This window comes from Rhodopirellula sp. SH410 (genome assembly GCF_055811895.1).
Genome location: NZ_CM147949.1, coordinates 873328 through 888003 on the forward strand (window position 1 = coordinate 873328; position 14676 = coordinate 888003).

Genomic DNA, 14676 nt, shown 5'->3' on the forward strand with positions numbered 1-14676 from the left:
ATTCCAGCAAAACCGAAAAGGGGGGCTGACCCTCTCACGTGATTTTCCGGGCAATGAGTAAGCAGAATGTCTGGAAAGGGTCAGCCCCCTTTTCAGATCGACGCTTAGCGCCGTGGTTTGGCAAATTTGATTTTCTCGATCAATTTGACGACTTGATTGCCATCTTTGTAGCCGCTGACGGCTGTGATCGCCCGAATCACATACTCATATCGCAGATTGTAATCGGTATCGATTTCCACCTCCGGACCCTCACCGGCTTCTTCGGCGACGGGGCCTGCCGAGGCGATCTGCCCCACGATCGTGGTACGCAGTTTGTCGAACCCGGCGGTCCCGATGCCCATTTGAATATCGTTGAGTTTCATCCCCGAGAGGTTCCCGGTGTCATCGGCGAGCAATCGTAGTTTCAGCGGCAGGTCCGTTGGATCGATGGTCGCGTTGGAGGTGCCCGCCAACGGCATTTTGATGCTGAAGTCGCCTTCGAGTTCGACGACTTTGAAAGTCATCACGAAGAAGATCAGCAACAGGAACACGATATCAATCATGCTCGTCATGTTCAGCTCGTTCTTCTCCGGAGCCGGTGGGTTGCGGATTTTCATGACTTGTCCTCTTTCACTCGCAGGGCGAAGTTGACGAGTTTCGAGTCCTGGCAAACCCGCACGATTTCTTGAATCTCGCCAGCCGCACAGTCCTTGTGTCCCCGGATAACCACGTTGGCATCGGCGGGCGTTTTGCCTTCACCGCGAATGACCGCGAGTTCGCGGTCGAGACCGAGACGCAGGGTTTCGGCAGTGTAGTCGTCGCCGCCCAAATAAATTCGCCCATCGGCGGCGACATGGAGAACAATGGGCGATTCGAGGGGGGCTTCGGGCGGTTTGACGAGTTGGCTGTTGGGCAGCACGACATGATCGTTCGCTTCGGTTTGGGCGAAGTTGATCAGCACCATAAAGAATGCGATCAACTGGAACGTCATGTCAATCATCGGCGTCATATCGCCTTCGGCCATGTCAGCCGGCTTTCGTTTGACACGCATGCTCAGCGACCTCCGGCCTTGGGCGCTGTGTCTTCAAAGCGGCTCATCAGGTTCTCGCTTTCGACGCCCACCTCAAGCAACAAGCGTGCGACGCGGTTGCGGAGGATATTGTAGGCTGCGATCGCGGGGATCGCGATAAATAGACCGACCAGGGTGGTGAACAGTGCGGTGGAAATACCCTCGGCGAGCGCGGATGGCTCGGGGGTCGTCCCGCCGTTGGCAATGACCTGGAATGATGCGATCATCCCTTGCACGGTGCCGAACAATCCGATCATGGGGCTGAGGTTGCCGATCAGCGCCATGTAGCTGAGTCGGTGTTCGAGCTTCATGCTTTCCTCTTCGCCAACCTCTTGCATGCCCTCAAGTGCCTTGGGGTAGCCTCGCGAGACTTTCGCGAGACCCGCAGCCAGGACTTGGCCGAGGACCGATTCGTCGTTCTTGGCTAAGTCATAGGCACCTTGATTGTCATTCTCGTCGAGTCGCTGGCCGAATTCCTCAACCAAATCATGGGGGCAAAGCGTGTCGCGGCGGGCGGCCAACATATTCATCACGAACAGCGAGACGAGTGTCACCGAGAGCGCCAGGAAGACAATCACGTAAGGGATGCCGAGCGATTTGATGAACCAGGTCAGTAGCGACTGGTCTTTCTTCTTGGTGTCCGCACCGCCGTTGGCGCCCGCTTGGCCGCCGTCGGCCGGGCCTGCGACCTCCTCCTCGACGATCACCTCACCGCCCCCAGCATCAGCGGGTTGCTCGGCGGGCGCTTCCATTTCGTCGCCACCTCCAAACTCGGCCGCGGCATCGTCTTGAGCGCTGGCGGTGGAGAGTACCAGCGGGCTGGACAGCGACAGACCAATGACGAAAATCGCAAGCCAGGACGCGAGACTCCTGCTGGAGAAAGCGTCGCTCAACGGGGCGGAAATAGATTTCATTGAGAGACCTTCAGGAGAACCGGTTGGAATCGAGACGTTGAATCATCCGCGGCGCGGGTGATCCGAGAAAAGGTGGAGGGCAGTGGCATCCGCGTTGGTTGGCCACTACTGATAGAATAATCGACATCATGCTCGCTGGCATCACCCTGAAGAGGGCATTTTGGAGACATCACCATGACGGACGACTGGGACGACACGGACGAGTGGGACGATGACGATTATGACGAATTTGTCCAGCAGGAGTTTCCTGATGCGAGCACACGCAGCGGCGGATTGCCGGCGATGTGGAAATGGACCGCCTGGACGTTGTTGTTGATGATTGTCCTGTTCTGGGCTCTGTCGCTGTAATTTACTCCCCAGCCCTGCAATTCCACCAAAGATCACATGGAAAAACCTTCTCCGACGCCAGCCACTCAGGCACTCGATCCGCCCGCCCACGTGGTGCTCTACCAGCCAGAAATCCCACAAAATACGGGTAATATTGGTCGCACCTGCGTCGCGGTGGGGGCAAAGTTATGGATCGTGCAGCCTGCGGCGTTCTCTTTTGAGGAGAAGCGTCTGCGGCGGGCAGGTCTGGATTACTGGCAACATTTGGATATTGAAATGGTGCCGGACTGGGATACGTTGACGAAGCGGCTTGATCCAGCCCGCTTTTATTTCTTGTCGCGATTTGCCAAACGCACGCTCTGGGACGCACCGCTGCGCCGTGGCGACGTGTTTGTCTTTGGTCGTGAAACGAGTGGTTTGCCGGCTCAAATCCTCGATCCCCAGGACGGGCGAGCGGTCCGTCTGCCGACGCAGCCCTTGGTTCGCAGCCTGAACCTCGCCACGACCGCTGGGATCGTGCTGTACGAACATCTTCGCCAGTGCTCGATGGTGAGTTGAACGGCCGCAATGGTACCGGGGCGGGCCGCCCATCCGGTCGCTCAGTTCGAATTTCGCCGTTCCAGAGGACTTCTTCGGCGGAGTCGTGCCGGGCGCGCTGCAAGCGAGATGTTTGCGGGCACGGCAGGCGACTGAGTGCCTGCTCTTAGTCGGGTGGAGCGATGCCTGCCGGATGGCTTTGCCTGCGGTGCTGATCCTGGTGAGCGCATAAAAAAACCGGCAGGCTATCTCCATCGAGACGACCTGCCGGTCCAATTCGGTTTCAGCCACGCGGCGGCAAATGGAGCCGCTGGGAGAAACGCGTGAGTCTCGGCGTGCTACTGCACGTGCCTTGGATTGACTCAGGCGAACCCTGAAAATGATCCCTCTGCCGATGTTATGGGCTGAAACCTGACAAGCCTCACAAGGCTTGCTGAATGCATTTTAGGCAACACGCCGTTTGCTGCAAGATTGATCGGGTGTTTGTTGGCGAGAGATGAGGCGATTTAATCAAGAATTCACAGGTTGCAGGGCCTGGCTTCCATTTTTTTGCGGTCGACCATCAAATGAGGACACGTTGCCCATTCGCGCTGCTCTGTTCCGCCGCTCGGAGGATGGCCGAGGCCTGGAAGGCTTCTTCGAGCCCGCTGAGATTTCGCACCAGACTGGTGACGGCGCGGTGAAATTGCGACAGCATTTTCTCTCCGACCGGCGACTCGCTCTCGAGCGACTCCTGATGCCGCCCTGCATCATCGAACCAGACCAGGGTGCCGGGCAGGTCGATGAAGGCGACGCCGTTTTCGCAGCACACCTGCATCGCTGCGGGCGGGCGAAACCCAATCGCTTCCTGCCATTTGGCGGGAATGTAGTTGCCGCAACTGACCTGGGCAGTCACCGCGCCTCGGTTGGTAGGTGCTCGGTCCGTCTGTGGCCTGTGTGGAGTCCTGCTGGGAGCCGCAAACTGCAGGCTCAACGCTCGGTAATCCCAGGGGCTGGTGGAGTCACCATTTGCCGACATCACGCTCTCGGCGCTACCACCGACGACGTAGGCGCACCAATCAATCAGTTCGATGAGTTGGTTTCTCATCGTCGCCCGGGCCTCGATATGTCCACGAGCGGTTTCGGTCGCGTGCTCGCTGCCCCCGTGCTCGTGCTGGCGACCACGGACGGGATCGGTCGGGTCGCCACGCCGTGACAAACGTGTTTGCTGCTCCAGGAGACTAAGACGTTTGTGACAGAACAACAGCCGGGGCGGGCCGAGATGCGTCGCAATGAGTTCTTTCAGGCGGAGTGTCGCGGGAGCAAAACGTCGCGGGAAGCTGGCCATGAACGCGACGCCCGAATCCTCGACAGACCGGCGGAAACCAGCGTCGGCGACCGGGTCAAAGTCTAAGCTACCCGCCCAGTAGATCGCTTTGCCATGACTGCACGCGGCCAGCGCGGGGAGGTGTTTGAGCCATGACTGTTCGAGCACCAGGACGGCGTCAATATCATCACGGCCGACCATTGCCTGGTATCCGTCGACCGGATCCGCCTGAAATTCCGTGACTGCATTCTCTGCAAGTTTCGATACCGAGCAGTAAATGGCACGAACGTCGAAACGCTCATGGAGCATCCGCAGGGCGGGGCGATGAAGAGTTTGCCAGTGGTCACCAAGACCGATCAGGCCGACACGAAGCTTCACGAAAAGCGAGTCCTGAGAGTGAGAGTCCGCGGATCACACATCATTTCGTAGGATGGGACCATGGCCCCGCCGGAGACCGAGACCGATCCGAAGTTGATACGCATCGCAGCGGCAATCATAGCAAACGATGAACAGTGGTGGGGGTGCGGGCAACGACTCGGGCCACGAAAAAACCTCGATTGCGTGGAGGCAACCGAGGTTTCTGGGTCAACTTGCATTGATGAGCGGGCGGCGGGTTACTCGCGAGGACGAATCGCGCCGGTCAGTCCACTGTAATCCACGCGGTCGGTGGTATGCCAAAGCGGCTGACCGAGTTCGACTCGGCGGCGGAGCACCTCGATCTTCTCAGGACTGCCAGCGGGGGCGTCCGTGGCGGTGAAGTGTTCATCCTCTTGCGGGCTGAAGTCTTCATCGTGACCATAGCGAAGGATTGCTTCGAAGACGTTCTTACAATGAGTCATACGTTTTCTGAGTTCCCAGAGACACCGCGGCCCCGTCCGGGGATTCGCGGCTACAAAAATTAACTTGACCGTTCGCCAGTGAATTCGTTTCGATGGCGGACATCACACGAGAGGATTATTGGCGAGATTGGGCCGTAGTCAAGAAAAATTTTCGCCACGAACACGCGTAAAGTCGATCACCCATGACGCTGACTGGGACTGGTCGGTTGGCAACGAACAGGTAATTCGTAACGTAAATCCGCGGGCCAAAATTGCAACCAGAACGACACAGATTGTTCAAGGGGGCACTATCTTACTGTGCCTCCATTTTGAAGGGGCCCTTGTTGAGGTTGACAGAAAAGCGTTGATTGCTATGCGAACAAGGCGAACGGCTCAGACGACCTCATTTTCGCGCCATTTGGAACAACCTTCCGGACCGTTCGGGCACGCAAAGTTTTTTTATTTTTTTTACGAAGTCTTCTTAATTCAGGACAGTTTCGGCGATGATTTGGACGCAAACCGACCTCCGCTTGCCTCCACGCTCGCGTGGATTTCATTTGATCACGGCCGCCATCGAGGCCGCCGCACCCGAACTTGCCCAGGTTCGAGTCGGTTTGCTGCACTGTTTTATCCAGCACACCAGCGCCTCGCTGACGATCAACGAGAACGCCGATTCCGACGTCCGGGTGGATTTTGAAACCGCGATGAATCACATCGTCCCTGAGAATCTTGCCTATGTTCACACACTCGAGGGGCCCGACGACATGCCCGCCCACGTCAAAGCGTCCATGATGGGCGCCTCGGTGACGATTCCCGTCCGTGACGGACGGTTGCGGCTGGGGACCTGGCAGGGAATCTACCTCTGCGAACACCGTGATCACGCTTCGTCGCGTCACGTCGTCTTGACCCTGCAGGGCCGCGCGATCAACGACGCCGTCGGGTGACAACGCTTCGCGATGGTGTTCAGACGGCCCCGCTGGTTTGAGCTTAGATGCGCTGGTTGATCGCGACTCGCGGCGGGGTCGGTCGACAATGTCGGATCGTACGGACTCGATCCTGTTGTTAGATTGATAATCATGAACTTCTCCCGATCCGAACCGGAGCCCGCCTCTGCTGGCGCGATGCCTGACGCTGCGGAGACCGCCTTGATTGCTGCGATCCAGGCGGGTGACGAATCGGCATGGCGGCGGTTGATCGACCAGTACGAAGGTCGGTTGCTCGCCTATGTCGTTCGCCGGTTACACGATCGCAGCGTGAGCGAGGACATTGTTCAGGAAACGCTGATCGGGTTTCTCGTTTCGCTGCCTAATTACGACCGGCGCCGTCGTTTGGAAAACTATCTGTTTTCCATCTGCGGATACAAACTGACCGATCACCTTCGCAAAACCGGACGGCGGCCGACACTGCCACTTTACGGCCGCGGTGGGACGGGAGACGGGACCGCTGGCGAGCTGCCGATCCCGGGTCGCGGACGGGTGGCCAGTTCGATTGCACGCAGCGCCGAACGGATGGAGTTGGAGCAGGATGTCGTGGCTGCCGCGATTGCCGATCAGATCGCTCACTGGCGGGAGAGCGGTAATTACGCCAAACTGCAGGCGATTGAAATGTTGTTTGTCGCCGGACACAGCAACCTTGACGTGGCGAAACGCTTGGACCTTACGCAGCAACAGGTGGCCAATTTGAAGAGCGATTTTCTCACCCGTATCAAAGCGATCATTGCCCGTCGAGATCTCGATGCGGGCGTCTTTCCAGAACTGAATGAGCCATGTTGATTGTTCTTTCGCCTGCTAAAACGCTTGATTTCGAATCGGAAACGCCTGATTTCGCCGCGACCGAGCCCGCCCTGATCGCCGAGAGCCAAGAATTGATTCGTTTGCTGAAGCAGCAAACGCCAGGCGATCTGCGGAATTTGATGGGCATCAGCGAATCGTTGGCGGAACTCAATCACGCCAGATTCCAGGATTGGCATGCCCCGCACCCACGTACGGGTTCCAAACCGGCGATCTTTGCCTTCCAGGGCGACGTGTACCAAGGATTGCGAGCGGAGACGTTCACGGCCAAGCAAATCGAGCGTGCCCAGGATCAGCTGCGAATCCTGTCGGGGCTTTACGGTGTGCTGCGACCGCTCGACCGGATCCTGCCCTACCGGCTGGAGATGGGTACGTCGCTGGCAAATTCGCGTGGCAAGGACTTGTATGCGTTCTGGGGCGACCGGATCACGGAGCAGATCGCTGAGTCGATGCGCGCCGGTCGCTCCCGTTATCTGCTTAATTTAGCCTCGAACGAGTATTTTCGTTCGATCCACGCGTCGGCGCTCCCGGCCCCGGTGGTGGCGCCGGCGTTCAAGGAGTTCAAGAACGGCAGTTACAAAATCATTAGCTTTTTCGCCAAAAAGGCACGCGGCACGATGGCGGCCTGGGTGCTTCGCCACCGTGTCAGGACCTTGGCGAAGCTGACGCAATTTGCCGAGGACGGATATCGCCATGATGCGGAATCGTCCACCGACCGCGTTCCGGTATTTTTGCGAGGCCCCCGTTGATCTTTGGCGTTGATCAACGATAGTCGTATTGGAAAGAGAGGCAGATCCCTTTTTTCACAATCTCCGATTTCCCACTGACCCTACCATTCGTGTAGACGACTTGATGACCGAAAAGACTCAAACTCCGGCAACCGATGATCTTCGGATTCGTGCAATGAAGCCGCTGATGCCGCCGCAGGAACTGATGAGCGAAATTCCGGGCTCGCCAGAAGTCGCCGAAACGGTGACGGCCGCACGCGATGGCATTCGGCGTGTGCTCGGTCAGGAAGACGACCGCTTGGTCGTCGTCGTTGGTCCGTGTTCGATTCACGACCCGGAAGCGGCGTTGGAGTATGCGAAGTTGCTCGCCGTCGAGCAGCAAAAACATGCTGGCGAATTGTTGATCGTGATGCGGGTCTACTTCGAGAAGCCGCGAACCACCGTCGGTTGGAAGGGGCTCATTAATGACCCCGGACTCGACGATAGCTTCGAGATCAATCGCGGTCTGCGCACCGCCCGCGGCCTGCTGCGAGATATCAATGCGTTGGGCTTGCCGACAGGTACCGAGTTTTTGGATCTGATCAGCCCCCAATACATCGCTGACCTCGTTGGCTGGGGAGCCATCGGGGCTCGGACGACTGAAAGTCAAGGCCATCGTGAGCTGGCATCGGGGTTATCGTGCCCGGTGGGATTCAAAAATGGAACGAGCGGCAACGTCCAAATTGCCGTTGATGCGATTTGTTCCGCCCAGCGACCGCACCATTTCTTGTCCGTGACGAAAGAGGGCACCTCGGCGATTTTCGCGACCACCGGCAACAGCGATTGCCACGTCATCCTGCGAGGCGGAACGCACACGAATTACGATGCCGCGAGTATTGATGCGGCATCCGATCTGCTCGCCAAAGCCAATCTGCCGGCCCGGATCATGATTGATACCAGCCACGCTAACAGTCGCAAAAAGTACGCTCGGCAACGCTATGTCTGCCGTGACATATGCAGTCAAGTCAGCGATGGTGACTTGCGAATCATGGGCGTGATGGTCGAGAGCAACCTCGTCGAGGGCAATCAGAGCCTCGGCAAGGGGGGGCTCGTGCGGGGGCAGAGTGTCACCGACGCGTGCATCGGTTGGGGCGAAACGGAACTGATCCTGCAGGATCTCAGCGACGCAGTGATTGCCCGCCGCTAAGGGGCGGCCAAGAGAACGAGTGCTGCGAATTCGCGTCGTGAGTGTCCCCCAGCGGTCGCTGGAACCTGACTGGGCAAATTGACAATTTGCCGTCCGGTGGGCGCATTCACGCCAGAGGCCTGGGAAATCAAAACGTTCAATTGCAAAATGCGAGTGGCCTCACGGTCACGAGGTCTTTTGCATTCTGCAATCCTTCTTTTGCAACGAATCGCACGCGCCCGCGTCCATGTCACTTGGCAGCACCTTGCCGCCATCGATGTGGCGGGTGCTACCCGAGGCCGTTGGGGGGACGTCGGCGCGATTCAGCTAATCGACCCGCCCACGCTAGCGTCCGTACGATCGTCTCTCGCAAACGTCGTACGGCCGCCTCTCGCTAGCGTTGCTAAAGGTTCCGATCGATCAATCGGGGATGACTAACACGATCGGGTCATTTTCCTTGAAAGCCGATTTGCCCGCTCGGCCGTCGAGGCGATACTCGATGGTGAGCTGTTTGGGTTTTCCAGGGGCCGGATCGCCTCCGAAATTCGAGTTGTAGTTCGGGTTGGCGAGCCGGATGATCGGTAGTTTGCCGACTTGTTTGCGAAGCCGTTCGGTGACATCGACCTGCTCGTCCTCGGCACCATACATCGCGCGAACGATTTCCACGTTCACTTCTTCGATGTCCAACTCGGCGAGTAGTTTCTCGAGTTCGGGAGACGATTCGAGATCGCGAGCGATCGCCATGCCCACGGCTTGGGCTTCGCTCTGGAGTGATTCGTTCTGACTGATTTGCACAGTGAGCTTTAACATCGTCAGGCTCGGATAACGCCCGGCGGCATCCAAAATCAATCGTTTCTCATCGTCACGGTCACAGAATGACATGGCGGTGGTTGTCATTTCGTCACGCTGGGCGGGCGGCATGGGAAATTGGCGAAGTAAACGCAGGTAACCACGGGCGGCGCGGATACGGTAGGGATGATTGCCATCGGCGGCGATTTTCTCCAGGACGTTTGCCGCGTCGACGGTCATCCAGCCCCCGAGCAACCGGGTCGAAGCGTTCTGGAGTGCTGGCGAGTTGCCCATCGCGGCCTTCTCGATAGCTTGGAGTGCATCGGAATCGCCCATTGCGGCGAGTATTTCGAGAATTTCCAGCTGAGCGGTGGGGTTTGCGTTTTCCATGGCGGTTTCGAGTTGGTTGACGCAGGCCGCTCGATCGGTCATCCGCACGCAGGCGGCGCGGATCGCTCGCAGGGCCGCAGCATGCACGCTGCTGTCTTGCTGGCTGCCATCCGAAAACGCTTGTTTGCTCAGGATGGGCAGTTCGTCGAGGGTGGCAACGTCGCCCAGTGCCGCCAAGGCGGCAGCTTGAATCGCCACGTCATTCTGTTTGGCGGCGTCGACGAGCAAGTCGATGGCATCAATTCGACGTGCTCCGATCACCTCGATCCAGGTCTTCAATGCATCGCCCTGAGCTTGATGTGCTCGCTCGACGATGGCGGCATTCATGTCCTCGTCACCGACGTTCTGCAGCGCCGTGCGTCCCGCCGAAGCGACGACGTCGTTATCGTCCGTTGCGGCGGCGATGAGTGCATCCAGACACGAGGGGTCGCCGATGCGCTGCACCACGCCAATGGCCGCTGTTTTCACGTCGATGTCGGTATCGGTTTTCGCGGGCTGTTGAATCGTTTCGAGCATGGCGGGCAGCATGGACGCTTCGCCACGATCTCCGAGTGCGATCAAGAACAACGCGGCTTGCGAGGGTGGCACGTCGGATCGTGCAGCGAGCAAGCCATCGGCGACGCCGTCACCGCTGAGTTCCCGAGCGGCCGTCAGTGCGATGTAGCGAATTCGTTGATTGTCCGATTCCAAACTCGTCACGAGCAGTGCAATCCCGTCTTTGCCTCGCGACAAGATCGCACCCCGGGTCGCTTCGACTTTTCGTGGGTTCGGTAGTTCTTTATCGAGCACTAAATCGTAGAGTTCGATGGCCTCGGCAGATGGCAGTTTCTCGGCGCAGCGAATCAACCCCTCAGCAGCGGCCGACCGAATGTTCATTCGTGATTCAGCCAGGGCACCCGTTAACGCCGCGATCGCATCGGTGCTACCAATTTTCCCCAGTGACATCGCTGCCGCTTGGGCAACCATGTCGTCGTCACTGCCGAGTTTTTGAGTGAGCAGTTCGACTGCCGCCTCTGATTGTTTGACGCCGAGCGAGTTGATCACACCAACGAGCGGAAGTCCTTCGAGTGTCGACGCGGCATCGATCAATGCCGCTTCGGCGGAGTCGTCTTGGATCGCTTCGAGGGTGATGCGTGCCCACGAATTCAATTCGGGATCGGGCAGCAAAGCGGCGACAGCGGGCACGCACTCAGCGGAGCCAAATACGGCAAGCCGTTTGCACGTGATGGCTTTATCGGCTGACGGTGCGTCGGCCGAAGTCAATGTCGCAATCATCACCTCTTCCGTGGGAACGTCCTCGCCCCAGGTTGTTGTGGGGGAACCTATCGATACGAGGCCAAGTAACAGCAGGAAACATTGTTTGACGAGCATGGTGGTATTAATAATGGATTGAACGAGTGGATTGAAAAAAACGTCAAAGAGAGAGGCGGGGAACTTTAGATCTGCCAAGGTTCCCGGAATGCTTCCCCTCGCAACCGATTGGCTTCGGGGTCGTCGATGAATTGATAGGTCTGCGGATCCAGGTTGACATCACGTCCCAAGAACGCCGCCACGTTGGCGGCATGGCAGGTGATGTGCGCGTAGCAGGCGGCTTCGGCATTGGCTCGCGGCTGGCTGCGGGTTTTGACGCAGTCTAAGAAATCACGCACATGGAACGTGGCGGGATAGCCGCCAATTTCAGCGACCTCACGCCCGGCGAGCAGCTCCGGTGAACTGAGTACGAACTTGCCGCTATCACCGGTTTCGATCCAGCCATCATCCCCTTCAAACCGCACGGGGCAGGAGCCGAGCGGTAGCCAGCCGTCATCGCGAATCACCAGTTGCACGCCGCTGGGATACTCGGCCAGAATTCGCTTGTCCTTCGGGGCATGGTAATGGATGGCTGCGGTCGCGTCGGCACGGGCCGCCCATTGGCACAGGTCGACACAGTGCGAGCCCCATTCGAGAACACCGCCACCGGTCAGCCCGCCGCCTTTCTCGAAATTGAATCCGTCCAACCAAGCTTTGTTGTACGGCCGATACGCCGCGGGGCCGAGATACATGTTCCAGTCCACTTCCTCGATCGGTGGCAAGTCTTGGGCGGGCAGCCAACCACTCATCTTGGTTTGCATCCCGGCAGGCTGAGCATGTACCTTCCGCAGTGTGCCTAATCGTCCGGTGCGCGCGAGCATGCAGGCGAATTCGAAATGGGGCAAATTGCGTCGCTGTGTTCCGGCTTGGAAAACGACGCCACTGCGGCGCATCGTCTCGGCCAGCTGCAGGCTCTGGGCAATGTTCTTGGTGCAGGGCTTTTCGCAGTAGATGTCCTTGCCCGCTCGCGCGGCCGTGCAGGCTGCGGTGGCGTGCCAGTTCGGACCCGTCGCAATCAAGACGGAATCGATATCGTCACGGCCGAGCAGTTCCCGGAAGTCCAGATAGGTGTCGCAATCGGTGTTGTTGTGATGCGCGTTGACGCGATCTTTCACGGCCGTGCGCTGGGTCTCTTTGATGTCAGCGACCGCGATGAACTGCACATCGGGTTGTTCTAGAAAACACCCCAGGTCGTAGGTCCCCCGCCGACCAATCCCGATGCCGCCAACGGTGATGCGATCGCTCGGCGCGACCGCGCCGCCCAATCCAAGCGTGGACGCACTGACAAAACGAGGGATTGCCAGCGAGCTCGCCGCCGCGGTACCCACTGCCAGCGATTGACCCAGAAAACGCCGTCGCGACGGCAGGCCGATGGATTGCGTCTTTTGTGACGAACGCATGTGATAGATCCCTTGATTGTTATGTTGAAAGACTTCATGGCTGAAGACGCTATTCTACATCAGCCAGATCGAGCATTGTCAAACGAGCGGCAATGTCGTCGGGGAACGAGTAAGATGATGGGATTGTTAGCCGCTGACGTCCCCCCCATTCGCTTGCCAAGAGTTTCCTGATGAATCGATTCGCAAAACGTCTCGCCACATTGATTTTGGGGTGGGGCGCGATACTGATGCCCGCCATTGCTCACGCGGAGATCACGTTGCCTGCTGGCGAAGTCGGCACGTCCCTGTTTGACGGGGAGACTTTTACTGGCTGGCAGGGCCTGACGGACAAGTATTGGTCGATTGAGGAGGGGACGATCGTTGCCAAAAATGATCAGCCCAACCCGGCGAGTACCTACCTGCTAACCGAAAAGTCCTACCGTGACTTTCGTTTGCTGCTAGAAGTGCGACAAACGATGGGGAAGCGTTATTCAACGATGCATTCGGCGGTGTGTTGCCTCGGTGAGATCATCGAAGATGCGGGTCAGGAGTTCGGGTTCCGTGGGCCGTTGTTGATGTTCTGCCAGGACTGGGGGCTATGGGATGCCCATGGTCGCAATCGCGTGTTTCCCGCTGACCACGCCGGTCCCTACCATCCCGACGTAGAAAACGTGGGTGAGTGGAACCAGATTGAGATATTGGTTCGAGGCGATCGCATTCGAGTGGCCGCCAACGGTCAGTTCGTCATGGACCTCACGGATCACGCCGATCGGTTCCAAGCCTCGCCGATCGGGCTTCAACTGCACGGCAATCGGCAGCCTCAAGAGTATCATTTTCGCAACCTCGTCTTGGTCGAAGACCCCACCGATGGCATGGCCACCATTGCTACGGTCGCGTTACCGACTGCTGCCCCGCAAGATGTCGGGATGTCTACCGACAAGTTGGATGAGATCGACGAGTTGATGCAGCAGTCCGTTGCCGAACATGCGATTGCGGGCGGGGCAGTCATGATTGCCCGCGATGGCAAGGTCGTCCTGCAGCGGGCGTATGGCAAACGCGACATCGAAGCGGACGAAGGGATGCAGGATGATACGATCGTTCGTATCTATTCGATGAGCAAAGCGATCACAACCGCCGCTGCGATGATGCTCGTCGAGGAAGGCCGCATCCGCATCGATGATCCCGTGGCAAAATATTTGCCCGGACTTGCCCATGTCCAGGTCGTCGACGGTGACACCACACGCCCGGCAAGGCAGACGATGACGATCGCCGATCTAATGCGGCACACCTCTGGCTACAGCTACGGCGATGCAGGTGTCCCCGCCTACGACAATGCCTTCCGGAAGCTCGGCATGCTTGATCGTGATGTATCGAGCAAGGAGTTTCAATCGCGGCTCGCTGATTTGCCATTGTTGTTTGAGCCGGGAACCGATTGGCACTACGGGATCTCAACAGACGTGTTGGGGTGTGTCGTCGAAGTCGCGTCGGGGCTCTCGCTCGAGGAGTTCTTTCAAACGCGAATTTTCGCACCCCTGCGAATGGAGGATACCGGGTTTTGGGTGCCGCCGAACAAAGTCGGTCGTTTCGCAGCCAACTACACCAGCGACAAGAAAGGCAATCTAACAATCCTTGATGCCCCATCGTCCAGTCGCTATCTGGAGAAGCCCGCGTTCTGTTCGGGCGGCGGCGGGTTGGTCTCAACGGCCGGTGATTACATGCGGTTTCTGATGATGATCGAAGGCGGCGGCCAACTCGGCGGCGTGCGGTTACTCAAGGAGGATACCGTGGCCCTGATGACGACCAATCAATTACCGCAAGATGTCGGCTGGATCAAATTTGGCAAAGAGGCACGCACCGGGGTCGGGTTTGGATTCGGTTTCTGCGTCCGCGAGGAGATGAGCGATTGGGACCCGCAAGGCCGAGTGGGCGAATATGGTTGGGGCGGCGCCGCGAGCACACACTACTGGATATCACCACAGGACCGCCTCGTCGTAGTCACGCTTGAACAGGTCATGCCCTACCAGTGGCTGACCGAGTCCAAGCTAAAAGGTGTGATCTACGATGCCATGGATGCACCCACCGAAACGAGATGATTGCGGATTGAAAAGTCGCGGAGCGACGGCAGCGTATCGCCT

The 14676-nt window shown here is 58.3% G+C and carries 14 protein-coding genes; 7 read left to right on the forward strand and 7 right to left on the reverse strand.

Annotation, left to right across the window (positions count from 1 at the left end; genetic code table 11):
• Positions 1 to 104 precede the first annotated feature (104 nt).
• From SH410x_RS03505 to SH410x_RS03515, 3 genes are read right to left on the reverse strand one after another with little or no spacing between them, the layout of a single operon-like run.
• A complete protein-coding gene (locus SH410x_RS03505; RefSeq protein ID WP_473674663.1) occupies positions 105 to 596 on the reverse strand; it encodes an ExbD/TolR family protein in 492 nt (163 codons plus the stop codon).
• Complete coding sequence (locus SH410x_RS03510) at positions 593 to 1030, reverse strand: ExbD/TolR family protein (protein WP_473674665.1); 438 nt, start codon at positions 1028 to 1030, stop codon at positions 593 to 595. The genes SH410x_RS03505 and SH410x_RS03510 overlap by 4 nt, the downstream gene beginning before the upstream one ends.
• A gap of 2 nt (positions 1031 to 1032) precedes the next feature.
• Entirely contained in the window at positions 1033 to 1962 is a 930-nt protein-coding gene (locus SH410x_RS03515) for a MotA/TolQ/ExbB proton channel family protein (protein WP_473674667.1), read from the reverse strand.
• 174 nt (positions 1963 to 2136) lie between these two features.
• Between SH410x_RS03515 and SH410x_RS03520 the strand changes: the two genes are divergently transcribed.
• Both SH410x_RS03520 and SH410x_RS03525 read left to right on the forward strand, forming a co-directional pair.
• The gene (locus SH410x_RS03520) at positions 2137 to 2310 is read left to right on the forward strand and encodes a hypothetical protein (RefSeq protein WP_473674669.1); all 174 of its coding nucleotides are present in this window, start codon (positions 2137 to 2139) and stop codon (positions 2308 to 2310) included.
• 36 nt (positions 2311 to 2346) lie between these two features.
• The gene (locus SH410x_RS03525; protein ID WP_473674671.1) at positions 2347 to 2847 is read left to right on the forward strand and encodes a tRNA (cytidine(34)-2'-O)-methyltransferase; all 501 of its coding nucleotides are present in this window, start codon (positions 2347 to 2349) and stop codon (positions 2845 to 2847) included.
• Between the two features lie 541 nt (positions 2848 to 3388).
• Here the strand turns inward: SH410x_RS03525 and SH410x_RS03530 are convergent.
• Together SH410x_RS03530 and SH410x_RS03535 are read right to left on the reverse strand one after the other, a co-directional pair.
• Complete coding sequence (locus SH410x_RS03530; RefSeq protein WP_473674673.1) at positions 3389 to 4510, reverse strand: Gfo/Idh/MocA family protein; 1122 nt, start codon at positions 4508 to 4510, stop codon at positions 3389 to 3391.
• A 236-nt stretch (positions 4511 to 4746) separates the two neighbouring features.
• A complete protein-coding gene (locus SH410x_RS03535; RefSeq protein WP_473674675.1) occupies positions 4747 to 4971 on the reverse strand; it encodes a hypothetical protein in 225 nt (74 codons plus the stop codon).
• 482 nt (positions 4972 to 5453) lie between these two features.
• On the opposite strand from SH410x_RS03535, the gene SH410x_RS03540 reads away from it, so the two are divergent.
• The 4 genes from SH410x_RS03540 to SH410x_RS03555 all read left to right on the forward strand — a co-directional run bounded on the left by SH410x_RS03540 (position 5454) and on the right by SH410x_RS03555 (position 8654).
• Positions 5454 to 5894: a secondary thiamine-phosphate synthase enzyme YjbQ gene (locus SH410x_RS03540; protein WP_473674677.1), complete on the forward strand. Its 441-nt coding sequence runs from the start codon at positions 5454 to 5456 to the stop codon at positions 5892 to 5894.
• Between the two features lie 132 nt (positions 5895 to 6026).
• On the forward strand, positions 6027 to 6722 hold the full coding sequence (locus tag SH410x_RS03545; protein ID WP_473674679.1) for an RNA polymerase sigma factor: 696 nt from the start codon (positions 6027 to 6029) through the stop codon (positions 6720 to 6722).
• Positions 6716 to 7489, forward strand: a complete 774-nt coding sequence (yaaA, locus tag SH410x_RS03550; protein WP_473674681.1) for a peroxide stress protein YaaA — start codon at positions 6716 to 6718, stop codon at positions 7487 to 7489. The genes SH410x_RS03545 and yaaA overlap by 7 nt, the downstream gene beginning before the upstream one ends.
• A gap of 103 nt (positions 7490 to 7592) precedes the next feature.
• Positions 7593 to 8654, forward strand: coding sequence for a 3-deoxy-7-phosphoheptulonate synthase (locus SH410x_RS03555; protein ID WP_473674683.1), 1062 nt, complete (start codon positions 7593 to 7595; stop codon positions 8652 to 8654).
• A gap of 399 nt (positions 8655 to 9053) precedes the next feature.
• Here SH410x_RS03555 and SH410x_RS03560 read toward each other — a convergent pair whose 3' ends face one another.
• The gene (locus tag SH410x_RS03560; RefSeq protein ID WP_473674685.1) at positions 9054 to 11183 is read right to left on the reverse strand and encodes a HEAT repeat domain-containing protein; all 2130 of its coding nucleotides are present in this window, start codon (positions 11181 to 11183) and stop codon (positions 9054 to 9056) included.
• 65 nt (positions 11184 to 11248) lie between these two features.
• Positions 11249 to 12562, reverse strand: coding sequence for a Gfo/Idh/MocA family protein (locus tag SH410x_RS03565; RefSeq protein ID WP_473674687.1), 1314 nt, complete (start codon positions 12560 to 12562; stop codon positions 11249 to 11251).
• A 170-nt stretch (positions 12563 to 12732) separates the two neighbouring features.
• On the opposite strand from SH410x_RS03565, the gene SH410x_RS03570 reads away from it, so the two are divergent.
• A complete protein-coding gene (locus tag SH410x_RS03570) occupies positions 12733 to 14634 on the forward strand; it encodes a serine hydrolase (protein ID WP_473674689.1) in 1902 nt (633 codons plus the stop codon).
• The last annotated feature ends 42 nt before the right edge of the window (positions 14635 to 14676 follow it).